This is a genomic window from Caulobacter sp. UC70_42, assembly GCF_044056025.1.
Lineage (GTDB): Bacteria > Pseudomonadota > Alphaproteobacteria > Caulobacterales > Caulobacteraceae > Caulobacter.
Map to the genome: position 1 here is coordinate 2,906,732 of NZ_CP171994.1, position 25,648 is coordinate 2,932,379.

A 25,648-nucleotide genomic window follows, 5' to 3' on the forward strand; every position below is an offset into this window, starting at 1 on the left:
GACGTCCTCCCGTGTGTTTACAAAAGTAAAACAGCACGGGATTGCGGCGGAGTCTAGGCTGGGTTGAGCTTAAACCTAGCCGCCCCAAACCTGCTTCAGACGAGCGTCACGGCCGCAGCCGGCGCGGTAGAGGTTGTAGTCCAGCGCGTGCCGCTTGGCGTAGTCGCGGTGGTACTCCTCGGCGGGATAGAAGGTCTGCAGAGGCAGGATCTGGGCCTTCATCGTGCCGGACTTCAGGCGCTTGGCGGCTTCGACCTGCGACTTCTCCGCGATCGGGCGCTGGGCGGGGGTGACGAAGACGGCGGGGCGGTAGGACGGGCCGCGATCGCAGAACTGGCCGCCGTCATCGGTCGGGTCGACCAGCTTCCAGTAGCGATACAGCAGGAAGCCGTAGTCCAGCTTGGCCGGGTCATAGGTGACGCGCACCGACTCGTAGTGGCCGCTGCGTTCGCTGGTGACGTCGCGATAGGTCGGATTCTTGACGTGACCGCCGGTGTAGCCGCTTTCGACCTTCAGCACGCCGGGGATGCCGCCCATGTCGTGCTCCATGCACCAGAAGCAGCCGCCGGCGAACACGGCGGTCTCGGTTTTCGGCGTCGCCGCGGCGGACGCGCTGACGCCGGTCAGGGCGAAGAGGGTGGCGAGGAGGGCGAGCAGGCGGCGCATCGAAGTCTCTCCAGAAGCGGACTTGATCCTAGATACGCAGGGAAGCGGCGAAAGGTTACGCCCGCCAGCCGAAACCGACGCCGCGCACGCTGGGACAGGCCGCCAGGCGCGAGGCCAGCACCTGCGCCCGGTCGTCGCCCTGGTCGTCGATCTCGAGTCTAATGGCCATGTGCTGGCCCTCGGGAGCGGCGGACAGGGCGCGCAGGCGGGTCTGCTGCACCGAGGCCACGCCCAGCACCCGCATCAGGGCGTCGGGCGTGTCGTCGGTGGTGATGAGGAAGAGACGGCGTTTCTCTTCGTCCGGTTTGAGAGGGTCTACGAGGGGGCTCACGGTCGGAACCACTGATGCTCGACCGAGGCCGAGCTGACGCCGGGCCAGGCGGCCAGGTCGCGGGCCAGCAGGCGGGCGGCCTGGTCGCCAAGATGGCGGACGCGCAGGCTGGCTTCGACGATCTGGCCAACCGGCTTCATCGTCAGGCCGCACAACTCGGCGCCGCTGTCGCTCAGGCCCTGGCGCACGGCCTCAAGGGCGCTGGGCGCGTCCTGGGCGGCCAGCAGCAGCTGGTGGACGGTGACGCCTTCCTGGTCGCTATGGAAGGAAGGTGGGGAGGGCAGGTAGCTCATTGGGGGGGTCCTATGCATGAGAGGCTTGGAGGACCGAGGAACCGCGCAACAAAAAACCCCGCTCGTGGGAGCGGGGCTTTTGGAGATCTTGCGATCCTTCGGCTGTGTGGAGGGTAGGTTTCCTACCGCTTGCGCCGATTTTGCCCGTCCGGATTGGCACGGTTTTAATCTGGTTAATCATGTTCCACATCGCCACGGCGCACGACATCGCAGCCACGGCGGCGAGGCCGGTGGTCACGAAGGCGGCGAAGGCGAAGGTCGATTGCATGTGGAAGCTATGAGTCCAGTTAGCGCTTGTTACAGGTAGCGCGACGGTGGCCATCGCGCAAGGTCTTGCCTGCGGGATGGGCGATCGGTCGCGGGGGCGGGCAGGTTTTGATTGTTTCTGAGCGGGGTGGTCAAAAATTGGGCGCTCGACCCCGCCTGATCTCACAGGCGAGGTCGTTGGGTCCGGGGAGAGGCCAGTACGAAACCAGCCCCTTTTCTCTTACGACCGCAGTTTACCGCCGGCCTTCTCGGCCGCCGCCACGATCTTGGCCGACAGGGCCTCGATCTCGGCCTCGGTCAGGGTGGCTTCGCGCGGTTGCACGACGACCTCGATCGCGATCGACTTGAAGCCCTCCGGCACGCCGGGGCCTTCATAGACGTCGAACACGCGCGCGGCGGTGATCAGCGCCTTGTCGGCGCCGGCCGCGGCCTTGACCAGATCGCCCGCCGCCTTGGTCTTCTCGACCAGGAAGGCGAAGTCGCGGGTCAGCGGCATCAGGGCCGAGGGTGAGAAGGCCGGGCGGGTCTTGATCGACTTCTTCTTCGGTTCGGGAATCGCCTCCAGGGTGATCTCGAAGCCGTAGACGGGGCCGGCCACGTCCAGGGCCTTCAACACCGCCGGGTGGATCTCGCCGAACTCGGCCATCACCGCCTTGGGACCCAGCTGCAGGCGCGCCGAGCGGCCCGGGTGCCACCAGGACGAGGCCGAGCCCTGCGCCGTCTGCAGCGAGGCCACCGGCGCGCCCAGCTCTTCCAGCAGCGCCAGCAGGTCGGCCTTCACCGTGAACACGTCGTCTTGCGCGGCCTTGTTCCAGCCGCGCGGAGCCTTGGGGACCAGGATGGCCGCGACCACCGTGCGCTGATCGTTGGGACGCTCGCCATGGAAGGTCGGGCCGATCTCGAAAAGGGCCGCGTCGGGGAAACCCTGGCGCGCGTTGCGGCCGGCCGCATCGATCAGGTTGGGCAGCAGCGACGGACGCATGCAGTCCAGTTCCGAGGCGATCGGATTGGCCAGCAGCATCTCCGGCTGGCCGCCGCCGAACAGTCGCGCGGTCTCGTGGCTGGTGAAGCTGAAGGTCACGGCTTCCGAATAGCCGGCCGCCGCCAGGGCGCGACGGGCGGTGCGGGCGCGGGCCTGCTTGGCGGTCAGGATGCCGCCGACGGCGCGTGGAACCTCCGGCAGCGGCGTCGAGGGCAGGGCCCCGTAGCCGGCGATGCGGGCGACTTCTTCCACCAGGTCGGCCTTGCCTTCCACGTCGCGGCGGAAGGTCGGCGGGGTGACGCAGACCACGCTTTCGGCATGGGTGACGAAGTCGGCGGCCGACACGTCCTTCGGCGGCTCGACGGTGAAGCCGAGGTCGCGCAGGATCTGCAAGGACCGCTCGGGCGCGATCTCCAGGCCCGACAGCTGGCCGACATAGGCCGGATCGAACAGGATCGGCTTGGGCGCGGCCGGGGCCTCGCCGACCAGCAGCACTTCCGACGGCTCTCCGCCGCACAGTTCCAGGATCAGCTTGGTGGCCAGCTCGATGCCCGGGACCAGCGAGCCGGTGTCGACCGTGCGGGCGAAGCGGTACTGGGCGTCGCTGGCGATGCCGGTGGCGCGGCCGGTCTGGGCCGTGCGGATCGGGTCGAACCAGGCGCTCTCGACGAAGACGTCCGTGGTCTCTTCCGAGCAGCCAGTGCTCTCGCCGCCCATCACGCCGCCCAGGCCGATCGGACGCTCGCCCGACGCATCGGCGATCACCGACATCTCGGGCGTCAGCTCGTAGGTCTTGCCGTCGAGAGCGATCAGGTGCTCGTCGCCGTGGACGCCATGGCGGCCCAGGCGCGTCGAGATCTCGGCGCCCGACAGCTTGTGCGCGTCATAGACGTGCAGCGGCCGGGCGCGGTCGTAGGTGATCAGGTCGGTGACATCCACCAGGGCGTTGATCGGGCGCAGGCCGATGGCGGTCAGACGATCCTGCCAGCCACTTGGGCGAGGGGCCGTTCTTGACGCCGCGGATATAGCGGCCAGCGAACGCGGGACAGGCCTCGCCGTCGACCTTGACGTTGATCGGCGAAGGATAGGTCCCGGCGATCGGCGCGATCGACACGTCCTTCAGCTTGCCCACGCCGGCGGCGGCGAGATCGCGAGCGATGCCCACCACGCCCAGCCAGTCGGGGCGGTTGGGCGTCACCTCGAAGTCGATCACGGCTTCCAGGCCCAGGGCGTCGACGGCCGGCGTGCCGACCGGCAAGGCGTCGGGCAGCTCCATGATGCCGGCGCTCTCGGTGGCGTATTCCAGCTCGGCGGCCGAGCACAGCATGCCGTTGGAGACGACGCCGCGCACCGGCTTCTCGACCAGGGTCACGTCCAGGCCGGGCACATAGGCGCCGATCGGGGCGTAGATCGTGGTCAGACCCGCGCGAGCGTTCGGCGCGCCGCAGACGATCTCCTTGCGGCCGTCGACGGTGTCGACCTGGCAGACCTGCAGGCGATCGGCGTTCGGGTGGCGCGCGGCTTCGACGATCTTGCAGACCGTGAAGGGCTTGAGCTTCGTCGCCGGATCTATGACGTGCTCGACCTCGAGCCCGGCCATGGTCATGGCCGCGACGATCTCGGGGACTGTGGCGGTGGTCTCAAGATGGTCCTTGAGCCAGGAGAGCGTGAATTTCATTTTCGGTCTCCAAGCCCCTCCACCTTGCGGTGAGGGGTTGGGGTGGGGGTGCGTGCTCGGAGATGGCGGTGTTTCACCCCCACCCCCGGCCCCTCCCCGCAAGGGGGAGGGGAGGGTTCAGGTCTAGCTCAATCCCGACGCCGGGTTCGGCGCGGCGAACGCGCTAAAGCCGTAGTGCGACAGCCAGCGGACGTCCGACGACCACATGTCGCGCAGGTCCGGCATGCCGTATTTCAGCATGCCCAGGCGGTCGACGCCCATGCCGAAGGCGAAGCCCTGGTACTCGTCCGGATCGATGCCGCAGGCGCGCAGGACGTTCGGGTGGACCATGCCGCAGCCCAGGATCTCGAGCCAGCTCGTGCCCTGGCCGATCTTGATCTCGCCGCCCGAGCGATCGCATTGCACGTCCATCTCGGCCGACGGCTCGGTGAACGGGAAGTGGTGCGGGCGGAACTGGGTCGTCACCGCGTCGGTCTCGAAGAACCGGGCCAGGAAGGTCTCCAGCGTCCACTTCAGGTGGCCCATGTGGATGCCCTTGTCGATCACCAGGCCCTCGACCTGATGGAACACCGGCGTGTGGGTGGCGTCGTTGTCCACGCGATAGGTGCGGCCGGGCGCGATGATGCGGATCGGCGGCTTCTGCGACACCATGGTCCGCACCTGCACCGGGCTGGTGTGGGTGCGCAGCAGCATGCGCTCGCCATTCTCCTTCGTGTTGAAGAAGAAGGTGTCGTGCATCTCGCGGGCCGGGTGCTTCGGCGGGAAGTTCAGGGCCGTGAAGTTGTGGAAGTCGTCCTCGATGTCCGGACCTTCGGCCACGGCGAAGCCCATCTCGGCGAAGATGGCGATCATCTCGTCCATGGTCTGCATGGTCGGGTGGACGCTGCCCTTGCGGCGATACGGGGCGGGCAGGGAGAGGTCCAGAGTCTCGCTGGCCAGGCGCGCGTCGAGTTCGGCGGCTTCGAGGGCCGCCTTCTTTTCGGCGATGGCGGCGGTGACCTTGTCCCGGAGGGCGTTGATCGCCGCGCCTTGGGTCTTGCGCTCTTCGGGGCTCATGGCGCCCAGGGTTTTCAGCAGGCCCGAGATCGAGCCGGTCTTGCCGACGGCGGCCACGCGGACGGCGTCGAGCGCTTGGAGGTCCGTCGCTCCGGCCACCTGGGCCAGGACGTCGGATTCGAGGGTGTTGAGATCGGTCATGACGGGCATCCGTCTAGGCGGTTTCGGGGGCGGTTGGAACCGGATAACGCGCAGCAAAAAGCCCTCCGGTTCGCACCGGAGGGCTTTTCAGATCGAACTCGGATCGTAGGACCCGAAAAAGACCTTAAGCGGCCAGGGCGGCGCGGACCTTGTCAGCGATAGCCTTGAACGCAGCCGGGTCGTTGCCCGCGATGTCGGCGAGGACCTTACGGTCGATCACCACACCCGCCACGTCCAGGCCGTGGATAAACTGCGAGTAGGTGAAGCCCTCGATGCGAGCGCCGGCGTTGATGCGTTGGATCCACAGCGAACGGAAGGCGCGCTTGCGCACCTTGCGGTCGCGGTACGCGTATTGACCGGCCTTGTCGACGGCGGCCTTGGCGGTGCGGATGGTGTTCTTGCGGCGGCCGTAGAAGCCCTTCGCCTGTTCAAGAACCTTCTTGTGCTTGGCGTGGGCGGTGACGCCACGTTTGACGCGAGCCATGTGTCAGCGCTCCTCTTAAAGGCCGTAGGGCAGGTACGAACGGATGGTCTTGGCGTCAGCCTCGCTCATCACCTTCGTTCCGCGGTTTTGGCGGATGTACTTGCCGTTGTGGCCGATCAGACGGTGGCGCTTGCCGGCGACGCCGGCTTTCAGCTTACCCGTGGCCGTGATCTTGAAGCGCTTCTTGGCGCCCGACTTGGTCTTCAACTTAGGCATTTCGCGTCGGAGCTTTCGCCCCGTCCTCTGGGATAGCAAGACGAACCGCCATGGCATGCCAATTGGCCAGGCGGTTCCGGAAAGGGGGCGTTACTAAGGGAAAGACTCGTCCAAGGCAAGGCCTTAGGCCTCACGCTGCCGCTTTCGCGCGGTGAACGATGGTCATGGCGAAGAAGATGGCTGGAACCGTCAGGGCCGCGCCGAACCAGTAGGGCCCGCCGGTGGCGAGTCCGAACAGGGGGCCGGCCAGCAGCGGACCGCCGATGCGGGCGAGGGAGCCGGCCGCCATGTTGAGGCCCAGCATCTGGCCTTGGCGGTCCGGCGGGCTGGCGCGCGAGATCAGGGCCGCGACGCACGGGAAGACCAGGGATTGGCCGAAGGCCGTGCAGCCGACGGCGACGATCGCGAGGCCCGGATGGGTCACGAACGGCGAGACGAACAGGCTGGCGCAAATGATGACGAGGCCGGTGGTCAGCACCCGGCCTTCGCCGAACCGCCGGGCCAGGCGGCCGGTCAGCAGGCCCTGGCCGAGCGAAGCGATGACGCCGATCACCGCGAAGCACAGGCCGACCTCGCGCGGGCCCCAGTCGAAGCGGGCGTTGGCCCACAGGCCGAAGATCGATTCCATGCCCGCGAAAGCGCCGGTCGAGACCAGGGTGACCAGCAGCACGCGCGACAGGATCGGATGGGCCGAGGCCGCGCTGAGCGCCTCGCGGCGGCCGGGCTGCTTGACGCCGGGGGCGGAGGGCGCGCGGCTCTCGGCCACGAACAGCAGGACGCCGACCGTCGCCAGCGCCGCCATGCCGGCGGCCACGAACAGCGGGATCTGAAAGCCTAGCCTCCCGGCGCTGGGATGTGCCAGCAGACCGCCCAGCGACGGGCCGATCACGAAGCCGGCCCCGAAGGCCGAGCCCAGCAGACCCATGCGGCCCGCGCGCTTTTCTGGCGGGGTGACGTCGGCCATGTAGCCCTGGATGGTCGAGATATTGCCGCTGCCGAAGCCGCCGACCAGGCGGATGGCCATGGCGATCCAGATGTTGGGCGCGAAGGCCAGGGCCAGGTAGGCGATGGCGTTGGCGACGATGGTGACGATGAGAACCGGCCGCCGGCCGATGCGGTCGGACATCCGCCCCCAGAACGGCTCGCCGAAGAACTGGCCCAGGCTGTAGGCGGCGAACATGGTCGTCACCTGCCACGGGGCGGCGTTCATCGCTTTGGCGTAGAAGGGCAGCAGCGGAATGACCACGCCGAAGCCCACCAGGTTGATGAAGACAACCAGGAGCAGGACGGCCAGGGCGCGGGGACTGTTGGCGGGTTCGGACATGGGGACGCGCGGTTTACGCCCGAACCTCGGCCTTGGCGATCCGCCAATCGCCGCGATCAGTCGGGCGGGTTGTTCTTTTCGACGAAGGCGACGGCCTCGGTCAGCATCTTCACGCGTCCTGCGCCGCGCGAGAACCAGTGGTCCTCGCCCTCCAGAGGAACCAGCGTGACCGGCTTGCCCGCCTTCTTCAGCGCGTCGGCCATGGCCTGACTCTGTTCGAAGCGAACGATGGTGTCGTCCGTGCCGTGAAATCAGCAGCACTGGGACATCCACGCGGTCAGCCAGCTTGACCGGCGAAATGGCGTCGAGGTCGGCTTTCTTGTCCGATCCCATGAAGCGCAGCCAGTAGCGCGGCGAGGTCGAGGATCGGGCGCCGTGATCTTCAAGGTCCGAAGACAGCATGCGGCCCGGATTGACGGGGCCAGCTCCGGTTTTCGGACAGGGGGTATCCCAGTCGAAAACCCAGTAGCATACCGATTTGGGCGAGACGACCTCTTGGCGAACCAGGTTGAGGTCGGACGGGCCGTTGACAGAGACCGCGCAGCGATAGACGCCCTTGTCCAGGGTCGCGCCGGCCAGGGCCGCGTAGCCACCGTAGCTGGCGCCCATGATGCAGACGCGCTTGGGATCGATAATGCCCTGCTTGGCGAGGTCGCGGACGCCGTCCGACAGGTCGGTCTGCATCTTGCGGCCCCACTCGCCGTAACCGGCCTTCACGAAATCCTTGCCGAAGCCCGCCGATCCTCGGAAGTTGGCCTGCAGTACGGCGTAGCCGCGCGAGGCCAAGGCCTGGCTCCACCAGTCGAAGCCCGGGGCGTCGCGGCCTTCGGGCCCGCCATGCGCCAGGACGATCAGCGGCAGGTTCGTGGGCTGACGCTCGCGCGGCAGGGTCAGGTAGCCGCTGATCTCCAGGCCGTCGGCGGCCTTGTACTTGATCGAGCGGACCGGCGAGATCGCCTCGGGCTTCACCGCTTCGTAAACGCGGCTCTGGAACCAGCCTTTCCCGGTCCTGAGGTCGATCAGGTAGTAGGCCGGGCCTTCGGCGGGCTTATCCACCTGCACGATCACGCGAACTCCAGTCCCTGGACCAGGACTTGAGGCTGACGCGCGCATCGCCGAACGGCTTGATCGCGGCGTACCAGGCGCTCTGAACCGCCGGGTTGAAGAAGGTGTAGCGCAGTTCGTCGCCGTCCAGGGTGTAGCCGCCGAGCAGGCGGGCGCTGTACGGATCGTGGATCAGGCCGTCGAAATCCAGATCGCCCGGCAGCGCCTCGCGCCCGCCGCCTCTGCTGTATTCGCGCAGGACGTCGTCGTCGCCGCGACGCCAGACCAGCACGGACTTGCCGTCGCGCCCCAGGCCGGAAATGCCGTACGAGCCCGTCGGCGAGTCGGCCTCGTCGACCTTCTTCCAGCCCCCGCCGGCCTTGATCAAAAGGGCGCCTCGGCCGCTTTTGATATCATAGGTGGATTGGGCGACCGGCTTTCCGTCAATGTCGACCAGCCAGCCGTCTGTACTGTATCGCGGCGTGTTCTCAGCGAGACGCAGCGTGCCCGTCCGGAGGTTGATGGCGTATAGCGTGTCGGCCGCGGTCCCGCGCAGGTAGCGGACGCCTTCCAGAAACACCACCGGATCACCCTTGACCACGCGGACTTGGGGCGGACCGACGATGATGTTGAAGGTTTCCTCCACGCCGATCTTGGTGCCGACCTTCTTGGCGCCGTCCAGCAAAGGTCGCAGCTTGTTCGTGGCGATGTTGAAGTCGCTGGCCATGAAATATTCGCGCGGCGGACCCGCAAGGGTCATGCCCTGCGAGGCCTGCGAGACGACCAGCACGACATGCTCCTCGCCCGCCCACATGACGTGGCGCAGCTTGGTGGCCTTCAGCGCGACGCCGGCGATGCCGCCGCCTTCGGTCTTGCGCACCGTCAGGTAACGTTGCCCTCCATCGGTGGTGACCACCGCCAACTTCGAGCCGTCGGGCGAGATGACCACCTCTTCGATTTTGGGAAGGGCGCCGTAGACAGCCAAGTCGGGCTTGTCCGCCGCGACGGCGGGCGCCGCCAAGCCGACGACGGCTGCCATGCTCGCCGCCAGAATGACCTTCAGCATCACAAACTCCCCAACCTAAGAACTCGTCGGAAGAGTGCGGCGAAAGGGTGAGGTTTGTAAATCTTAAGTTGATTTCTCTCGCGCCGTGCAGGAGGGATTTCTGCTTGCCGCAGGCCAGATCCAAGTCGAGGCCTGGAAGTACTCGCGCGCCGCCGCCGCCGTCAGCCCGACTCAGTCCGGCGGGTTGTTCCTCTCGACGAAGGCGATCACCTCGGTCAGCATCTTCAGCCGCGTGGCGCCGCGCGACAGCCAGTGATCCTCGCCGTCCAGGGTGACGAACTCGACCGGCTTGCCGGCCTTCTTCAGGGCGTCAGCCATGGCCTGGCTCTGGTCGTAGCGCACCACGGTGTCGTCCTTGCCATGGATCAGCAGGACGGGGATGTCGATCTTGGCGGCCAGCTTGGCGGGCGAGATCGCGATGAGGTCGGGATCCTTGATCCCGTCCGCGCCCATGAAGCGCAACCAGTAGCGCTGGGTCGCCGACATGTCGCCGTTATGCGCGTCGCGGACCGTCTGCAGCATCTTCTTGAGGTCGGATGGCCCCGCCACCGAGACGGCGCAGCGATAGACGCCCCTGTCCAGGGTCGCGCCCGCCAGCGCCGCGTAACCGCCATAGGACGCGCCGACGATGCAGACGCGCTTGGGGTCGACGACGCCCTGTCGCGCGAGGTCGCGGACGCCGTCGGACAAGTCCGTCTGCATCTTCTTGCCCCACTCGCCAAAGCCCGCCTTGACGAAGTCCCAGCCGAAGCCTTCGGAACCGCGGAAGTTGGGCCGCAGCACGGCGTAGCCGCGCGAGGCCGAGGCTTGGCTCCACCAGTTGAAACCCGGTTCGTCGCGCCCTTCCGGTCCCCCGTGCGGGAGCACGATCAGCGGCAAATTTCTGGGATCGCGCCCTTTGGGCAGGGTCAGGTAGCCGCTGATCTCCAGGCCGTCGGCCGCCTTGTACTTAATGGATCGGACGGGCGAGATCGTGTCTGCATTGACGCCGCGATACACTGATCCCAGGAATTCGGCCTTGCGCGCATCAAGGTCGACGAGGGCGTAATCTGGTCCATCAGTCTTGGAGTCGACCAGCACCACGACCTTGCGTCGATCCCGCGACCACGAGGCGAGGCTCACACGGTCATCGCCAAACGCCTTGGCCACCATGTTCCATGTCTTCTGAGCCTTTGGGTCGAAGAAGGTATAATGCAGATCATCGCCGCTCAGCTTGTAGCCGCCCAGCAGAGCCAGGGTGTCGGGATCGTGGATCAGACCTGAAAGGCTGACGTCCTTGGGCAGATCCTGATGCCCGCCGTCCAGCCTGTATTCGCGGAGCAGGTCGTTGTTTTCCTCGTCGGTTCGCCAGATCAGGATCGACTGGCCGTCGCGGCCAAAGCCCGACAAGCCGTACGACCCCATAGGCGTGACAGCCTCGTCAACCTTGCGCCATGCGCCGTTGGTCTTGATCTTCAGCGACCAGCGTCCGTTCCGCTCGTCATACAGGGACTGCGCGACCGGCGCTCCGGCGGCGTCGACCAGCCATCCGTCGGTGTCTTCCTGTGCGCCGAAGTCCAGCATCCGCGTAGCGCGCTTGTCCAGATTGATCCTGTAGAGCATGTCACGGCCGCGTTGCTCGACGAAGTGGACGCCCTCGACGAAGACGACCGCCTCGTTGTCGATCATTCGGACCATGGGCCAGCTGATGATGACGTTCATCGCATCGGGCTGGTCCTTCAGCAGGGGGGTCTGTTTTCCCGTGGCGATGTTGTAGTCGGTCGCCATCATGTATTCGCGCGCCGGGCCTTGCAGGCCGAACACCTCGGTCGTGCGCGAGGTTATCAGCAGGAGATGGTTGGGCCCGGCCCACTCCACACCGCGAAGCTTGGTCGACCCGACGATAATTCCTTTCAGGACACCGCCGCCGACCTGTCGGATCGACAGGAAGCGCTGGTCTCCGTCCGTGGCTATGACCGCCAGCTTCGCGCCATCTGGGGAGATTTTCACCTCCTCGATGTTCGGCAGTGCGCCGTAGATCGCCAGACTCGGTTTGTCCGCGGCGAGCGCCGGCGTGCACAGCATGACCCAGCTGGCCGCGGCCGCCGCCAAAATAGACTTGAGCACTGAAAACTCCCCCTGTCGCACCAAGCTCTACCATGGGGCGCTGGGGTGTCCAGATGCTCGCAATCGGACGTGCGCGGCGCGAAGGGGCGTCCTTACTCCGGCGGATTGTGCTTCTCGACGAAGGCTACGGCGGCGTTCAGCATCTTCTGGCGCGTGGCGCCGCGCGACAGCCAGTGATCCTCGCCGTCCAGGGTGACGAACTCGACCGGCTTGCCAGCGCGCTTCATCGCGCTGGCCATGGTTTGGCTCTGGTCATAGCGCACAACGGTGTCGTCCTTGCCGTGGATAAGCAGGACGGGGATGTCGATCTTGGCCGCCTGACGCGCCGGCGAGAGGGTGGCCAGGTCGGGATCCCTAAGGCCGTTGGCGCCCATGAAGCGCATCCAATAGCGTTGAGCTGACGAGCGTTCGCCATTGTGCAGCTCTCGGTCCGTCGCCAGCATGGCCTGCAGGTCGGACGGGCCGGCCACGGAGACGGCGCAGCGATAGACGCCCTTGTCCAGAGTCGCGCCGGCCAAGGCCGCGTAGCCGCCGTAGGAGGCGCCCATGATGCAGACGCGCTTGGGATCGACGATACCTTGCCTGGCAAGATCGCGGACGCCGTCCGACAGGTCGGTCTGCATCTTTTGCCCCACTCGCCGAAGCCTGCCTTGATGAAGTTCCAGCCGAACCCTTCGGAGCCGCGGAAGTTGGGCTGCAAAACGGCATAGCCGCGCGATGCCAGCGCTTGGCTCCACCAGTCGAACGCTGGGGTGTCGCGCCCCTGCGGGCCGCCGTGCGGGAGCACGATCAGCGGCAGGTTCTTGGGATCGCGCCCCTTGGGCAGGGTGAGATATCCGCTGATCTCGAGGCCATCGGCGGCCTTGTACTTGATGGAACGCACCGGCGAGACGGTGCTGGCGTCCACGCCCTTGTAGACTGGACCCAGGAAGTCGGCTCGCTTGGTGTCGAGATTGACCAGGAAATAGCCGGGGCCTTCCGTCTGGGAGTCGGCGCGCACGACGACCTTGCGCCGGTCGTGCGACCACGAGGCCAGGCTGACATAGTCCGCGCCGAACGGCTTGCGGACGGCGTCCCAGGTCTTCTGGGCCGTGGCGTCGAAGAAGGTGTAGCGCAGGTCGTCGCCGTCCAGCTTGTAGCCGCCGAGCAGCGCCAGGGTGACGGGGTCATGGATCAGGGCTGTCTGATCCATGCCCTGCGCCAGGTCCTGGTGCGTACCGTCCATCTGGTATTCGCGCAGGATGCTCTCGTCCTTGTCGTCGGTGCGCCAGACCAGGATCGACTTGCCGTCGCGGCCGAAGCCCGCGAGCCCGTACGAGCCCATGGGCGTCACCGCCTCGTCGATCTGTCGCCAGGCGCCCCGGGTCTTGGTCTTGAGGTACCAGACGCCGCGCTTCTGGTCGTAGAGCGACTGGGCGACGGCTTCGCCGGCGGCGTTGACCAGCCAACCGTTCGTGTTCGGCTCGCCCGCCAGGTCGTGGATTTTGCTGGCGCGGGTGGACATCAGCGTCCGGTAAAGCGTGACCTGGCCGCGGTTGTCGACGAAACGAACGCCTTCCAGGATCGCGACGGCCTGGCCGTCGATGATGCGCGGCATCGGCCAGCCGACGATGATGTTCATCGCGCTGGCCTGATCGTTCAACAGGGGCGCTTGCTTGCCGGTGGCGACGTCGAAGTCGGACACCATGAAGTATTCCTGCTTCGGTCCCTGGACGCCGGGGACAATCGTGGTCTGAGAGCCCACCAGCAGCAGGTGATCCGGGCCGGCCCACTCGACGCCACGCAGCTTGGCCGCCCCGATGTTCATGCCGCTGATGACGCCGCCGCCGATCTGGCGAACGGTCAGAATGCGCTGGTCGCCGCTGGAGGCGACAATCGCCAGCCTGGTTCCGTCGGGCGAGATCTCGACCGTCTCGATGGTCGGGAGCTGGCCATAGATGGCCAGGTCCGGCTTGGGAGCGGCCGTGGCGGGGCCGGAAAGCACGGCGAAGCAGGCCGCGGTCGCGGCGAACAAGGTCTTGAGCACGAAGTCCCCCAAACTCGATGCGCAACTCTACCAAGGCGCGCGTTTGTGTCGAGCGCTCGAATTTGGACGCATAAAACAAAACGCCCCGGCCGCGAGGGCCGGGGCGTTTCGATGTCTACCCAATGATTGATCCTAGCGCGGGGCCAGGATCATGATCATCTGCCGGCCTTCCATGCGCGGCTCGTACTCGACCTTGGCGACTTCGTCGAAGTCGGCCTTGACCTTGTGGAGCAGCTTCATGCCCAGCTCGGGGTGAGCCATTTCACGACCGCGGAAGCGCAGGGTGACCTTCACCTTGTCGCCTTCCTCGAAGAAGCGCGTCATGGCTTTCGCCTTCACTTCATAGTCGTGGATGTCGATGTTCGGGCGGAGCTTGATCTCCTTGAGCTCGACCACCTTCTGCCGCTTGCGCGCCTCGTTCTTTTTCTTCTGCTCCTGGAACTTGAACTTGCCATAGTCCAGGATCTTGCAGACGGGCGGATTGGCGTTCGGAACGATTTCCACCAAGTCCAGGCCGGCTTCCTCTGCCGCTTCCAGAGCGGCGGACGTGGCATTTCGCCTTGCTTCTCGCCGTTTTGGTCGATCAGCAGGACGCGGGGACGCGGATGTCTTCGTTGATACGCGGTCCGTCTTTAACGGGCGGCGTTTGCATAGGACGGCGAATAGGGGCGGCTCCGGTACTGTTGATGTGAAGCGTGGTTCGTAGGGTCTAGTCGTAAAGGTATAGCTGAACGCGCGCGCACCGCGCTGGGCGCGCCGCGAGAAAGTGATATATGACGCGCCAGCCTCGCTCTATCAAGCGAAGGCGACCGAAAGAGACGTCGAGCGGGTCCAGTTTTTTCTGATCCCAGCGTGCGCGGGGGTGGAAACGGCGAGACGGGGACATGTTTTCCTCTTCAAGACGCCCGCCCGAGCTCCATGAATCAGCATCGCCACACCGCCTTGGAGGACGTTCACGCCCTCCTGATCGGCTCCAGCTTCATCGCCGTGGGGCTGACCCTGCTCAAGGCCGCCGGCCTTGTCACCGGCGGCGTGGCCGGGGTGGCGCTGATCGTCTCGTACCTGGGTGGCTGGCCCGTGGGGACGGTGTTCTTCCTGCTGAACCTGCCGTTCTACGTTTTGGCTCAACGGACCATGGGCTGGAGCTTCACCTTCAAGACCCTGGTGACCAACCTGCTGCTGGCGGGTCTGGCCTTTGGAATGCCGTACTGGCTGAAGGTCGAACGCGTCGATCCGATCTTCTCGGCCGTGTTCGGCGGCACGATCATCGGCATGGGAATCCTGGCCTTGGCGCGGCACCGTTCCAGCGTCGGCGGGGTGGGGGTGCTGGCGCTCTATCTTCACGAACGGCGCGGCGTCAGCGCCGGCAAGGTCCAGATGGCCGCCGACTGCCTGGTCGTCCTGGCGGCCTTCTTCACGATTCCGTTCGACAAGCTGCTGCTGTCGATCGCCAGCGCCGTCGCGTTGAGCGCGGTGATCATCGCCAATCACAAGCCGGGCCGGTACGCGGGGTACTGACCCGCGAAATCAGTGCGGCAGCAGCGCCATCGCCGCGCTGGCCACGGTGCTGACCGGCAGGGCCTTGAGGTCGGGCGAGCGGATCACCGCCACGTGGCCGCGCGGGCCGCACAGCTCGGGATCCGAGGCGTCTGAGAACAGGGCGATGGTCGGGGCGCCGGCGGCGGCCAGCAGGTGGGTCGGACCCGTGTCGTTGCCGACGGCCAGGGCGGCCTTGGCCCCCCAGCACGGCCAACTGGGCGAAGTCGGTGCGGCCGGTCAGGTCTCGGGCCCCGCCGACGGCCTTCTGGATCTGGCGGGCCATGGCGCTTTCCTGCGGACCGCCGATGATGACGATGTCCAGCCCTCGCGCCTTCAGCAGCGAGCCCAGCTGGGCGTAGTTCTCGACCGGCCAGCGCTTCTCCAGCCGGTGAGCCGAGCCGCCCGGCACGAACAGGACGTAGGGACGCGGCGCGGCGGCGCCGGCGACGGGGCGCGGTTCCTTCTGCTTGCGCAGGATCCACGACAGGTCCGGCGGCGGCGCGCTGCCCGGTTCTGTTGGGGCGTCGGGCCAGATGCCGGCGGCGCGCAGCTGGTCGGCCTGGCGCTCCAGGGTGTGCATGCGCAGCCGGGCCGAACCCTTCTGGGGCAGCGACGCGCCGAAGGCGACGCCGTTCCACTGCGGCGGAAAGGGGCGCAGCAGCTGGAAGTACCAGTTGGTCCGGGTGTTGGTCTGCAGGTCGTAGATCCGGTCGTAGCGCGCCTTGCGGACACGACCGATCATGGCCAGGGTTTCGCCCAGATCGTCGGGGCGGCCATCGGTCTCAACGGTGTTGAAGTACGGGCTGAGCTTGGCCAGAGCCTCGAAGGGGGGCGTGGTCAGGAGCGTGATCTTGGCCTTGGGATGGGCCTCGCGGATCTTCTTCATCGCCGCGAGCGCGAGGACGAAGTCGCCTAGAGCGCCCAACTTGATCACCAGAACCTTCTTGATCTCCTTGCTCAAGACGAACGCTCCGAACCCAATATGCGTGCATAGACCTTGAGGGTCGCTTCGCACATAGCGTCCACTGAATACAACCGCCGCGCACGAAGACGTGCGGCCTGGCCCAGGGTCTGTCGTCCGGCCGCGCCGATTTCGCAGGCCTCGAGCAGAGCATCGGCCCAGGCCTCGGCGTCTCCGGGCGCGACCAGCCAGCCGGTCTCGCCGGGGATGATGGTCTCGCGCGTCGCCCCATGGTCCGAGGCCATGGCCGGACGGCCCATGACCTGCGGCTCGACCGCCGTGCGGCCAAAGGCTTCCGGCTCCAGCGACGGGGCGATGGCGACGTCGGCCAGCAGATAGGCGGCGGGCATGTCGTCGCAGTGTCCGACCAGCTTGACCGCGTCCTGCAGTCCGGCGGCGGCGATGGCGGCCTCAAGCTCCGCGCGATAGCCCTTGCGGCCCTGGTCGTCGCCGGCCAGCAGCAGCAGCACGCGATCCTCGCCCCGCGCCTTCAGCAGGGTCATGGCCTCGATCATCAGGGCCTGGCCCTTCCAGCGGGTCAGGCGGCCGGCCAGCAGCACCTTCAGGCGCCGTTCGCCGTCGGCGACGCCCCAGGCCTTGCGCAGCGCCTGGATGCGCTCGGCGCTGACCACGCCGGGCTCGAAGCGCGACAGGTCGACGCCGCGCGGAATGGCCACGACCTTATCGGGCGAGACGTTGTGTTCGCGGATGACGTGGTCGCGGGTGTATTCCGAATTGGCGATGACCAGGTCGCCCTTGGTCATGACCGCGTTGTACCAGCGTTTCAGATTGGACTTGGCGTTGTAGACGCCGTGATAGGTGGCCACGAAGGGGACCTTGGTCGCGTGCGCCGCCCACAGGGCGCTGAAGGCCGGAGCGCGCGAGCGGGCGTGAACGAGGCTGACCTTCTCCCGCCGGATCAGGTCGATCAGCCTCGCGGCGTTGCCCAGCATGATCAGCGGGTTCTTGGTCTGAGCCGGCATCTGGGCCAGCCGGCCGCCGTCGGCCTCCAGGCGAGAGGCCATGCGCCCGCCCTTGGTCGCGACCAGGGCCTTGCCGCCTTGCGCCACGACGGCATGGGCGACATCAATCGTCGTCTGTTCAGCCCCGCCTGTTTCCAGCTCAGGCGTGACTTGCAGCAGGGTGAAGTCGGCGGGTAGGTCGGGCACGCGACTCTCGGCGAAACGAACGCGTTTTAGTTATCGAAAGGATCAAGGCGACGCCATGACCGAATCCCCGGGCGCTCTGACGCGCGAAGACGGCTCGAAGATCGCTTTCCGCCGTGTCGAGGGCGAGGGCCCCACGGTTGTCTGGCTGGGCGGCTTCCACAGCGACATGACGGGGACCAAGGCCGAGGTGCTGGCCGAGCAGGCCAAGGCGACCGGCGGCGCCTACATCCGCTTCGACTATTTCGGCCACGGCGAGTCCGACGGCGCCTTCAAGGACGGCACGATCAGCCGCTGGCGCGAGGACGCTCTGGCGGTGATCGACGCGCTGACCGAGGGGCCGCTTGTGCTGGTCGGCTCGTCCATGGGGGGCTGGCTGTCGTGCCTGGCCGCCATCGCCCGGCCTGACCGGGTGAAGGCCATGGTGCTGATCGCCCCCGCGCCGGACTTCACCGAGAAGCTGATGGAGCCCGAGTTGTCGGCCGAGGCCAAGGCGGCCATCGCCCGCGACGGCTTCTGGATCCGGCCCTCGGACTATGATGACGGCGGCTACGCCATCACCCGCGGACTGCTCGAAGACGGGGCGCGGTGGTCGATCCTGCCGGGACCCGTGCCGATCGACGTCCCGGTGCGCATGCTGCAAGGCGGAGCCGATCCCGACGTGCCGTGGACCCACGCCCTGGAACTGGCGAACGCCCTCAAAAGCGAGGACGTCATCTTCACCCTGATCAAGGATGGCGACCATCGGCTCTCGCGTCCCCAGGATCTGGAGCGCCTGGTCGCGGCGGTGGCGGAAGCCAAGGGCTTGGCCGAACCGGAGGAGGGCGACTTGGTCTCTCGCCGCCTGGCGCGCGCCGCGCGGTTGCGTAACGCGGCGGGCCTGGATGCGGTGGGGATCACGCCGAGGATCCCGGCGATTGATGATGAGTAGGACATAAAGTTCCTCTCCCTAAGGGAGAGGAACCAGCTTAAGGGAAAGGAACCAGCTTAACCGCCCGCCTCCAAAATCGCCGCCAGGCCTTCGCGGTAGGTCGGATAAGCCGGCCGCCAGCCCAGCTCCGCCTTCGACAGTGCGTTCGAGACGCGCTTGTTCTCGGCGTAGAACCTTCGCGTCGCCGGCGACATGCCCAGTTCGTTGAAAGGCAGGTCCGGCGGGACCGGGACGCCCAGCAAACGGGCGGCGTGCTCCATGACGTCCTGAGGCGGGGCCGGTTCATCGTCGACCAGGTTGTAGATCCCGCTAGCCTTCGGCCGCTCCAGCGAGGCCAGAAGCCCCGTGACGATGTCGTCCACGTGGATGCGGCTGAACACTTGACCCGGCTTGACGATGCGGCGGCCTTCGCCGGCGCGCAGGCGGTCTAGGGCGCTGCGGCCCGGGCCGTAGATGCCGGGCAGGCGGAAGGCGGTGACGGTCAGTCCCATGCCGCGCCCGACCTCGCGCCAGTCGCGCTCGGCCCCCCACGCGGCGGGCGCCCTCGACCGACTGGGCCTTCAGCGGCGCGGTCTCGAACACCCAGCGGCCCTCGTAGTCGCCATAGACGCCGGTCGTCGACAGGTAGCCGATCCAGTCAGGGAAGGCCTGTGCCTGGGCGAGGGCGGGAACCAGCGATTCCAGGGCCGGACAGCCGTCGGGGCCAGGTGGGGCGGTGACCAGGACGGCGTTCACCCCCTGGAGTGCGGCGGCCATGGCCTCGCGGTCGTTCGGATCGGCGGACGTGATTCCCTGGGCGCGCAGCCGATCGGCCTGATCCGCGTCCCGCGCCGTGGCGGCGATTTCCCACCCGCGGGCCCGCAAGGCGCGCGAAAACGCCGCGCCGACATAGCCCATACCGAACACGAACAGACGCAACGCCTAGAACTCCGCCCCCAGAAAACCCAGCCTAAAGCCGTCCGGATCAAGCCTCCGAAAAAAGCCTGTCGGCAACCCCTCAAAGGGTGCTTGCAAACCGCGAAGCGCTCTGCCATAAGCCGCCTCCTCGTCGCGGGGCGCTCTTTTGAGCCTCGCCGATGCGGGCGTAGCTCAGTGGTAGAGCACAACCTTGCCAAGGTTGGGGTCGAGAGTTCGAATCTCTTCGCCCGCTCCATTCTTCCGGAATTTCCGGGGAATGGAGCGACTATATATCTCGCGAATGGGCGGGCGTAGCTCAGTGGTAGAGCACAACCTTGCCAAGGTTGGGGTCGAGAGTTCGAATCTCTTCGCCCGCTCCATTCTCGATCTTCTTCCGAAAATTCAGACGCCTCTTACCGGTCGCCGCCAAGGGATCGCGGTCGGCGATTCGCGTGTCGCGGGGCGATACGCGTTCGCCTAAGCTAAGCCTCATGACTCGCATCGCACCCTGGCGCGCCGCCCTGGCCGGCGTCTGTCTCGCCGCCCTGGTCGCTTCGGCGGCGTCGGCCGCGCCCTCCGATACCCTGACCAGCCTGGTCGCCCGTTACGAGGCGCTCGGCGCGACCGACGAGGATCCCGATTCCGGCGGCTCGAACGAGGCCCGCTGGCGCCTGCCCGATGTCTCGCCAGCCGCCGACGCCGAGCGCCTGACCAAGCTGAACGCCATCGCCGGCGCGCTATCGTCCATGGAGGCCGGGGGCCTCTCCGACGAGGAGAAGCTGACCCGCGATCTCCTGCTTTGGACCGTCAAGGACCGGATCGAGGCTGCCGGCTATGACGAGTCGCGGATGCCGTTCAGCAGCGATGGCGGCTTCGACGTGATGATGCTGTATCGCGCCAGCGGCATGAAGCTGAAGAGCGAGGCCGAGGCTCGACGCTGGATCGGCCTGCTGAACGCCATGCCCGGCTGGTATGCGGCCAATATCGACAACGCCCGGCGCGGCGTGAAGACCGGCTTCGTCCAGGCCATACCGACCGCTCAGGCGGTGCGGGAGCGCGCCCAGCGGGCCGTCGCCACGCCGCTGGCCGACGATCCGCTGATGGCCCCGCTGCGCGCCCTGCCGGCCAGCATTGCTGAAGCCACGCGCGAGGCCCTCGTCGCCGAGGGCGAGAAGGCGATGAACGACAAGGTCGCGCCCGCCCGCGCCGCCTTCCTGAAGTTCATGACCGACGAGTACGTCCCGCACGCGGCCAAGAGCCTGGCGGCTTCGGACCTGCCCGACGGCAAGCGCTACTACGCCTTCCTGGCCCGCCGGCACACGACTACCACCCTGACGCCGGACCAGATCCACGACATCGGCCAGGCCGAGGTGGCCCGAATCCGCGCTCGCATGGAGGAGACCATGAAGGCCGCCGGCTTCCAGGGCGACCTGCCGGCCTTCCTGGCCATGTTGCGCAAGGACCCGCGCTTCTACGCCACCAGCCGCCAGCAACTGCTGGAGAAATCCAGCGAGATCGCCAAGCGCGCCGACGACCAGCTGCCGGCCCATTTCGGCGTGCTGCCGCGCCTGACCTATGGCGTGCGTCCCGTGCCGGCCAGTATCGAGAAGGGCTACACCACCGGCCGCTATTTCGGGGGCGACGCCAAGCTCGGCCGGGCCGGCGGGCTGATGATCAACACCTCCGAGCTGGACCAGCGGCCGCTGTACGAGTTGCCGGCCCTGGTGCTGCACGAAGGCGCGCCGGGCCACCACATCCAGACTTCGCTGGCCGCCGAACAGGTCAATGTTCCGGAGTTCCGCCGCAACCTCTACTTCACCGCGTTCGGCGAGGGTTGGGGCCTGTATTCGGAATGGCTGGGCGAGGAGATGGGGATCTATCGCGACCCCTATGAGGTCTTCGGCCGCCTGTCCTACGAGATGTGGCGCGCCTGCCGCCTAGTGGCCGACACCGGCATGCACTGGAAGGGCTGGAGCCTGGAACAGGCCCGCGCCTGCTTCACCGACAACACCGCCCTGTCGCCGACCAATATCGAGGTCGAGCTCAAGCGCTACGTCTCCTGGCCCGGCCAGGCCCTGGCCTACAAGATCGGTGAGCTGAGGCTCTTGGACCTGCGCAAGCGGGCCGAAACCAAGCTGGGCGACCGGTTCGACGAGCGCGGCTTCCACGACGCGGTGCTGCTGCACGGCTCGCTGCCGCTGGCGGTGCTGGAGACCCGGATCGACGCTTGGATCGACCAGCAATCCCAGGCCCAGCCGGCCAAGAAGAAGGGCTGACCATGGCTAGAATCACGGTGCTTGGCGAATGCATGGTCGAGCTGTCGCCCGAGAGCGCGGACGGTCTCTACCGGATGGGTTTCGCCGGCGACACGTTCAACACGGCCATCTACATGGCGCGGCTGGGCGACGAGGTCGCCTATTGCACGGCGCTGGGGCAGGGCGATCCCTTCAGCGAGGGCGTGCTGTCGGCCATGCGCCGGGAGGGGGATCGACACGCGGCTGGTCCGCCAGATCGAGAACCGCTTGCCGGGCCTCTACGCCATCGTCCTGGACGAGCACGGCGAGCGGAAGTTCCACTACTGGCGCGAGCGGGCTCCGATCCGAGACCTGTTCTCGGCCCACACCGCCGACCAGCTGATCGAGGCGGCCAAGGCCAGCGATCTCGTCTACCTGTCGGGTGTCACCCTGGCGGTGGTCGGCGATATCGGCCGGGCGCGCCTGAAGGACATTCTCGCCTATATTCACTCGCTGGGCGTCGCCGTGGCGCTGGACTTCAACTACCGCCCGGCCCTGTGGCCCAGCGCTGAAGCTGCCCGCGCGGCGTTGGACGGCGTCGTGCCCTCGTGCCGCTACATCTCGCTGAGCAGCGAGGACAGCCGACCGCTCTATGGACGTGAGGCCGAGGACCTGGCCGCCGAATGGGGCCGCGGCCGGCGCCGAAGTAGTGGCCCGCGACGAGAGCCACGCGGTCAATGTCCATCAGCCGGAAGGTCGCACGGCGACGCCGCCGCCGGGCCGGGTGAAGGCTGTCGACACGACGGGAGCGGGCGACAGCTTCAACGCCGCGTACCTGTCGTCTCGGCTTGGAGGACTCCCCATTCCGGAAGCGGTGCGACGCGCGCACGCGCTCGCCGCGCTGGTGGTCTCGCACAGGGGCGCTATTCTCCCGCACGGCTTGGCCCTAGGGGCCTAGCCGCGTGCTTTGTCTTTTGTGTTCGACATGCTTCAACCTCCCGAGGATCTCGTCCCCGACCGTCTGCAGACGGCGCTGACGAAACGCTTTCTGCTTCCCGCCTTGCCCTCGGTTGAGGCGGCGCTGCTGGAAATCCGCGCCGAGACGGACGCGATCCTGGCGCCGGGCGCGACGGCGCGGCGGGACAAGCCCTATCCCTACGGCTATTGCTACGAGATCACCGCCGATGTGATCGGCCGGTTACGTCAGGCGGCGGCCCGCCGACGATCGCCGGGCGAGCGCGCGCTGGACGCCTTCTTCCGACATGGCGGTCGAGGCACGTTGATCTGGGGCGCCCTGCGCGGACTCTACCTGCAGAACGCGATCCAGTTCGGACCGCTCTATGTGGACGTTTCCAACGATACGGTCGACGTCAACAAGGCCAAGGTCGAGATCCTGCCGATGGCGGAGTCCGGCTTCGAGCTCTTGCGCGATGCGGCGCATTTCGCCCAGATCGTCGAGCGCTACTGGGACACCCGCGCCTACGCGAATACCGCCCTGCCGTCCCTGGCGCCGTTGTTTCCGGTCCTGCTGGCGGACCGCGCGGGAAATGTGCTGTTGCAGTCCAACACCGGTTACATGATGCGTCTGCTCGGGACGGACGGATTCCGGCGCTCCGAACGGTGGCTGCGCGAAAGTCCGGCGCCGTCGGACCTCGTGGTGCGGGAATTGCGCGCCCATTGCCCGGCGGACATCCTGGCAGCCAATCCCCAGACCGGCCTCGAGGCCGCGATCGCCGCCTGCCATAAACTCCGTCAGGATCGCACGCGAATCGACGAAGCCTGGGTTGAGCGCATGCGCGCCGACTTCGATCGCGTGCCGATGATCCGAATCATCCACCCGCCGAACCCTGCGGGCGACAAAGCCATGCTGGCGGACGCCAATCCCCATCTAGGGGAGGGTGTTTCCGCTGCTCACATCTAGGAAAATCAATGCCTTATCGTCTGGAAGCTGGAGTGATATAGGAATATCTTCCTCTTGTTGTGAAAATATACCTATAGTGGTTCTCGCCCGCCGCGCTCGCGGCAGGGAGGAGAGGACGCCATGTTGGTTGAAGCCCTTGAGGACATCTGGGCGATCACGCCCGATCCCCGCCGCGACCGCCTGACGGTCGGCTTTGTCACCCATCTCGTTTCCTTGGCCACCGGCGTGCCGGCGGTCGAGATCAGCGCGCCCCGCCGCGCCACCCACGCCGCCGTTCGCGCGCGGCAGCTGGCCATCTACCTGACCCACATCACCTTCCACTGGTCGCTGGCGCGGGTGGCCTTCGCGTTCGGTCGCGACCGCACCACCTGCGGCCACGCCTGCCGCAAGATCGAGGATATGCGCGAGGACGTGACCTTCGATCGCCGGCTCTCGGACCTGGAAGCCTGTCTGCGGCAGGCGCCGGCCCATGCCGAGGAGATTCCGGCGTGAGCGCGGCCCCCGACGAGATTTTCGACGCGGAGCTTGAAGCCCGCCGTCAGGCCGAACGCGCCATGCGGCTGTTGTCCCGCCCCGGCGCGGTGATCGAGGCGCGGGGCCCGGGCTACGGCGTGCGCCTGGGCGCCAGTCGCCGGCGGTGCGTGATGCTGACTCTGGACGAGGCGGCGTTCCAGGTGCTGGCCCGCGAGGCGACGCTGCGGCCGCGCGCCCAGGGCGGCTGGACGATGACGGCGCGGCCGGAGTCCGTCGTGCCGCCGCCGCCGGGACGGCCGGGCGTGATCGAGGCTGAGGTCGCCGGGCCGGATGGCCCGGTGCGGCGCAATCTAGGCGAGTCGCCCATCGCCTGGCTGGCGCGCCGTCGCGACGGGGATGGGCGGCCTTGGCTGACGCCGGTCGAGGTCGCCGCCGGCGAGCGGCTGCGCGAGGAGTTCGAGAGCCTGGGAACTCAGGGCCGGATGACCATGCGTTGGGACGCCACGCCTCGCGTCGATGGCGGTCGACCGAGCCTGGCGCCCGCCGAGCGCGACGTCGCAGCCCGCGAGCGGATCGCCCAGGCGCTGGCGGCGGTCGGCCCGGGGCTTCGGGAAATCCTGGAACGGGTCTGTTTGCTCGGCTCGGCGCTGGAGATGGCCGAGCGGTCGCTGAAGCTGCCGCGCCGGGCGGGCAAGACGGTCCTGAAACTCGCCCTGCAGCGCCTGGCGCGACATTATCGGATGGCGTGACATGAGCGCGTCAGGCGAAGTGTGCGCGGTTCGCCGCCCGGATGCGCTCCAGACGAACGGTTAGCGGTTGCCGCCAGCCACGGCGATGATCTCGCCGGTGATCCAGAAGCTCTCAGGCGAGGCGAGGAAGGTCGCCACCGGCGCGATGTCCGACGGCTGGCCCAGGCGCCCAAGCGGGGTCTGGGCGATCATCTGGGCCTCCAGGTCGCTGCCGATGATGCCCACGGTGTGGGTGCCTTCGGTCTCGACTGCGCCGGGCGAGATGGCGTTGACGCGGATCTTGCGCGGACCCAACTCCTTGGCCAGTACGCGGGTGATCGAGTCCACCGAGGCTTTGGTGGCGGTGTAGACCGAGGCCGTCGGGATATCGACGGTGGTCGCTGCCGAACTGATGTTGATCACGCTGCCGCCACCGGCGCCGAAGCGCTTGGCCGCTTCCTGGGTGGCCAACAGCAGGCCCAGCACGTTGATGTTGAACTGGCGATGGAAGTGTTCCTCGGTGACCTCTTCCAGCGCGGCGAACTCGTAGACGCCCGCGTTGTTTACGAGGATGTCGACGCCGCCGAACGCCTTGGCCGTCTCGTCGAACAGGCGGGTGACATCGGCGCTTTTGGCGACGTCGCCGTGGACCGCGATGGCCTTGCCGCCGGCGGCGGCGATCTCGGCCACGACCTTGTCGGCGCCCTCGCGGCTGGAGGCGTAGTTGACGGCGACGGCTGCGCCCTCGGCGGCCAGGGCCTTGGCGATGGCCGCGCCGATGCCCTTCGAGGCGCCCGTGACGACGGCGGTCTTGCCAGCAAGCTTGCTCATGATCTCTCTCACTCTTCGGCGCCCTAACGGCGCATGCTTCGACATTTAGATAATCATCGAAATGATTCAATGAGCGAGGCTCGAGAGATTTTCTGATGGGCTGTCGGTACAGGCTAGAAGTGTCCCGGAAACAGGTTAGGGCTGTCAAAACTGCGAGGCAGTTGCAAGGAGTCTGGATTGTACGCGGCAGAGGAGCGTAAGCGCCAGTTGCTGACGTTGGTGCGCCTCCAGCAACCCGACGTTCCATCGCCTAACACCTATGATCCTCCCTCGCTTTGATCTTCCC

16 protein-coding genes, 2 tRNA genes and 8 pseudogenes are annotated in these 25,648 nt (G+C 67.1%); 9 read left to right on the plus strand and 17 right to left on the minus strand.

Annotated elements, in window-relative coordinates; translation table 11 throughout:
* Window positions 1-75: 75 nt before the first annotated feature.
* The 13 genes and pseudogenes from msrA to infC form a co-directional block, all read right to left on the minus strand.
* Window positions 76-666 (minus strand): peptide-methionine (S)-S-oxide reductase MsrA, encoded by a 591-nt coding sequence (gene msrA / locus ACHMW8_RS14495; RefSeq protein ID WP_125156232.1) that lies wholly within the window; start codon window positions 664-666, stop codon window positions 76-78.
* A gap of 55 nt (window positions 667-721) precedes the next feature.
* A complete protein-coding gene (locus ACHMW8_RS14500) occupies window positions 722-1,009 on the minus strand; it encodes a hypothetical protein (protein ID WP_395442930.1) in 288 nt (95 codons plus the stop codon).
* Window positions 994-1,290, minus strand: coding sequence for a hypothetical protein (locus tag ACHMW8_RS14505; protein WP_395442931.1), 297 nt, complete (start codon window positions 1,288-1,290; stop codon window positions 994-996). Before ACHMW8_RS14505 ends, ACHMW8_RS14500 begins: the two co-directional genes overlap by 16 nt.
* A 139-nt stretch (window positions 1,291-1,429) precedes the next feature.
* A pseudogene (locus ACHMW8_RS14510) lies at window positions 1,430-1,558 on the minus strand (hypothetical protein); the annotation flags it as partial.
* A 219-nt stretch (window positions 1,559-1,777) separates the two neighbouring features.
* Window positions 1,778-4,217, minus strand: a pseudogene (pheT, locus tag ACHMW8_RS14515) (phenylalanine--tRNA ligase subunit beta).
* Between the two features lie 123 nt (window positions 4,218-4,340).
* Window positions 4,341-5,414, minus strand: a complete 1,074-nt coding sequence (gene pheS / locus ACHMW8_RS14520; RefSeq protein ID WP_395442932.1) for a phenylalanine--tRNA ligase subunit alpha — start codon at window positions 5,412-5,414, stop codon at window positions 4,341-4,343.
* Window positions 5,415-5,538: 124 nt separating this feature from the next.
* Window positions 5,539-5,898 carry a 50S ribosomal protein L20 gene (gene rplT / locus ACHMW8_RS14525; RefSeq protein ID WP_047407297.1) on the minus strand — a complete coding sequence of 120 codons (360 nt, stop codon included), beginning with the start codon at window positions 5,896-5,898 and terminating at the stop codon, window positions 5,539-5,541.
* A gap of 15 nt (window positions 5,899-5,913) precedes the next feature.
* Entirely contained in the window at window positions 5,914-6,114 is a 201-nt protein-coding gene (gene rpmI / locus ACHMW8_RS14530) for a 50S ribosomal protein L35 (RefSeq protein ID WP_018061454.1), read from the minus strand.
* 130 nt (window positions 6,115-6,244) lie between these two features.
* Entirely contained in the window at window positions 6,245-7,438 is a 1,194-nt protein-coding gene (locus ACHMW8_RS14535; RefSeq protein ID WP_395442933.1) for an MFS transporter, read from the minus strand.
* Between the two features lie 56 nt (window positions 7,439-7,494).
* Window positions 7,495-9,548, minus strand: a pseudogene (locus ACHMW8_RS14540) (alpha/beta hydrolase family protein).
* Window positions 9,549-9,719: 171 nt separating this feature from the next.
* Window positions 9,720-11,612: an alpha/beta hydrolase family protein gene (locus ACHMW8_RS14545; protein WP_395445982.1), complete on the minus strand. Its 1,893-nt coding sequence runs from the start codon at window positions 11,610-11,612 to the stop codon at window positions 9,720-9,722.
* A gap of 134 nt (window positions 11,613-11,746) precedes the next feature.
* Window positions 11,747-13,461: pseudogene (locus ACHMW8_RS14550) on the minus strand (alpha/beta hydrolase family protein).
* 351 nt (window positions 13,462-13,812) lie between these two features.
* Window positions 13,813-14,332, minus strand: a pseudogene (infC, locus tag ACHMW8_RS14555) (translation initiation factor IF-3).
* A 266-nt stretch (window positions 14,333-14,598) separates the two neighbouring features.
* Between infC and ACHMW8_RS14560 the strand changes: the two are divergent.
* On the plus strand, window positions 14,599-15,198 hold the full coding sequence (locus tag ACHMW8_RS14560) for a YitT family protein (RefSeq protein WP_125156240.1): 600 nt from the start codon (window positions 14,599-14,601) through the stop codon (window positions 15,196-15,198).
* Window positions 15,199-15,207: 9 nt separating this feature from the next.
* Here ACHMW8_RS14560 and ACHMW8_RS14565 read toward each other — a convergent pair.
* Together ACHMW8_RS14565 and ACHMW8_RS14570 are read right to left on the minus strand one after the other, a co-directional pair.
* Window positions 15,208-16,180, minus strand: a pseudogene (locus ACHMW8_RS14565) (glycosyltransferase family 9 protein).
* Window positions 16,177-17,349 (minus strand): glycosyltransferase family 4 protein, encoded by a 1,173-nt coding sequence (locus tag ACHMW8_RS14570; protein ID WP_395442934.1) that lies wholly within the window; start codon window positions 17,347-17,349, stop codon window positions 16,177-16,179. The pseudogene ACHMW8_RS14565 and the gene ACHMW8_RS14570 overlap by 4 nt, the downstream one beginning before the upstream one ends.
* A gap of 55 nt (window positions 17,350-17,404) precedes the next feature.
* Between ACHMW8_RS14570 and ACHMW8_RS14575 the strand changes: the two genes are divergently transcribed.
* Entirely contained in the window at window positions 17,405-18,277 is an 873-nt protein-coding gene (locus ACHMW8_RS14575; protein WP_395442935.1) for an alpha/beta fold hydrolase, read from the plus strand.
* A 56-nt stretch (window positions 18,278-18,333) separates the two neighbouring features.
* On the opposite strand, the pseudogene ACHMW8_RS14580 reads toward ACHMW8_RS14575, so the two are convergent.
* Window positions 18,334-19,195: pseudogene (locus ACHMW8_RS14580) on the minus strand (SDR family oxidoreductase).
* A 160-nt stretch (window positions 19,196-19,355) separates the two neighbouring features.
* Between ACHMW8_RS14580 and ACHMW8_RS14585 the strand changes: the two are divergent.
* From ACHMW8_RS14585 to ACHMW8_RS14615, 7 genes and pseudogenes are all read left to right on the plus strand, one after another.
* Window positions 19,356-19,430: transfer RNA gene (locus ACHMW8_RS14585), tRNA-Gly, on the plus strand.
* A gap of 49 nt (window positions 19,431-19,479) precedes the next feature.
* A tRNA-Gly gene (locus tag ACHMW8_RS14590) sits at window positions 19,480-19,554 on the plus strand.
* 111 nt (window positions 19,555-19,665) lie between these two features.
* Window positions 19,666-21,450 (plus strand): DUF885 domain-containing protein, encoded by a 1,785-nt coding sequence (locus ACHMW8_RS14595; RefSeq protein WP_395442936.1) that lies wholly within the window; start codon window positions 19,666-19,668, stop codon window positions 21,448-21,450.
* 2 nt (window positions 21,451-21,452) lie between these two features.
* A pseudogene (locus tag ACHMW8_RS14600) lies at window positions 21,453-22,366 on the plus strand (sugar kinase).
* Between the two features lie 18 nt (window positions 22,367-22,384).
* Window positions 22,385-23,329, plus strand: coding sequence for a hypothetical protein (locus ACHMW8_RS14605; RefSeq protein ID WP_395442937.1), 945 nt, complete (start codon window positions 22,385-22,387; stop codon window positions 23,327-23,329).
* A 120-nt stretch (window positions 23,330-23,449) separates the two neighbouring features.
* Entirely contained in the window at window positions 23,450-23,821 is a 372-nt protein-coding gene (locus ACHMW8_RS14610) for a helix-turn-helix domain-containing protein (RefSeq protein ID WP_395442938.1), read from the plus strand.
* Between the two features lie 62 nt (window positions 23,822-23,883).
* Complete coding sequence (locus ACHMW8_RS14615; protein WP_395445983.1) at window positions 23,884-24,552, plus strand: DUF6456 domain-containing protein; 669 nt, start codon at window positions 23,884-23,886, stop codon at window positions 24,550-24,552.
* A 60-nt stretch (window positions 24,553-24,612) separates the two neighbouring features.
* On the opposite strand, the gene ACHMW8_RS14620 is transcribed toward ACHMW8_RS14615, so the two are convergent.
* Window positions 24,613-25,362: a glucose 1-dehydrogenase gene (locus tag ACHMW8_RS14620; RefSeq protein ID WP_395442939.1), complete on the minus strand. Its 750-nt coding sequence runs from the start codon at window positions 25,360-25,362 to the stop codon at window positions 24,613-24,615.
* Between the last annotated feature and the right edge of the window lie 286 nt (window positions 25,363-25,648).

Excerpts from the sequence above, each read along its gene's own strand:
- ACHMW8_RS14560 (WP_125156240.1), top strand. The coding sequence starts at position 14,599 with ATGAATCAGCATCGCCACACCGCCTTGGAGGACGTTCACGCCCTCCTG.
- msrA (WP_125156232.1), bottom strand. The coding sequence starts at position 666 with ATGCGCCGCCTGCTCGCCCTCCTCGCCACCCTCTTCGCCCTGACCGGC.
- ACHMW8_RS14620 (WP_395442939.1), bottom strand. The coding sequence starts at position 25,362 with ATGAGCAAGCTTGCTGGCAAGACCGCCGTCGTCACGGGCGCCTCGAAG.
- ACHMW8_RS14610 (WP_395442938.1), top strand. The coding sequence starts at position 23,450 with ATGTTGGTTGAAGCCCTTGAGGACATCTGGGCGATCACGCCCGATCCC.
- rplT (WP_047407297.1), bottom strand. The coding sequence starts at position 5,898 with ATGGCTCGCGTCAAACGTGGCGTCACCGCCCACGCCAAGCACAAGAAG.
- ACHMW8_RS14505 (WP_395442931.1), bottom strand. The coding sequence starts at position 1,290 with ATGAGCTACCTGCCCTCCCCACCTTCCTTCCATAGCGACCAGGAAGGC.
- ACHMW8_RS14615 (WP_395445983.1), top strand. The coding sequence starts at position 23,884 with ATGCGGCTGTTGTCCCGCCCCGGCGCGGTGATCGAGGCGCGGGGCCCG.
- ACHMW8_RS14535 (WP_395442933.1), bottom strand. The coding sequence starts at position 7,438 with ATGTCCGAACCCGCCAACAGTCCCCGCGCCCTGGCCGTCCTGCTCCTG.
- rpmI (WP_018061454.1), bottom strand. The coding sequence starts at position 6,114 with ATGCCTAAGTTGAAGACCAAGTCGGGCGCCAAGAAGCGCTTCAAGATC.
- ACHMW8_RS14595 (WP_395442936.1), top strand. The coding sequence starts at position 19,666 with ATGACTCGCATCGCACCCTGGCGCGCCGCCCTGGCCGGCGTCTGTCTC.
- ACHMW8_RS14545 (WP_395445982.1), bottom strand. The coding sequence starts at position 11,612 with ATGCTGTGCACGCCGGCGCTCGCCGCGGACAAACCGAGTCTGGCGATC.
- ACHMW8_RS14575 (WP_395442935.1), top strand. The coding sequence starts at position 17,405 with ATGACCGAATCCCCGGGCGCTCTGACGCGCGAAGACGGCTCGAAGATC.
- pheS (WP_395442932.1), bottom strand. The coding sequence starts at position 5,414 with ATGACCGATCTCAACACCCTCGAATCCGACGTCCTGGCCCAGGTGGCC.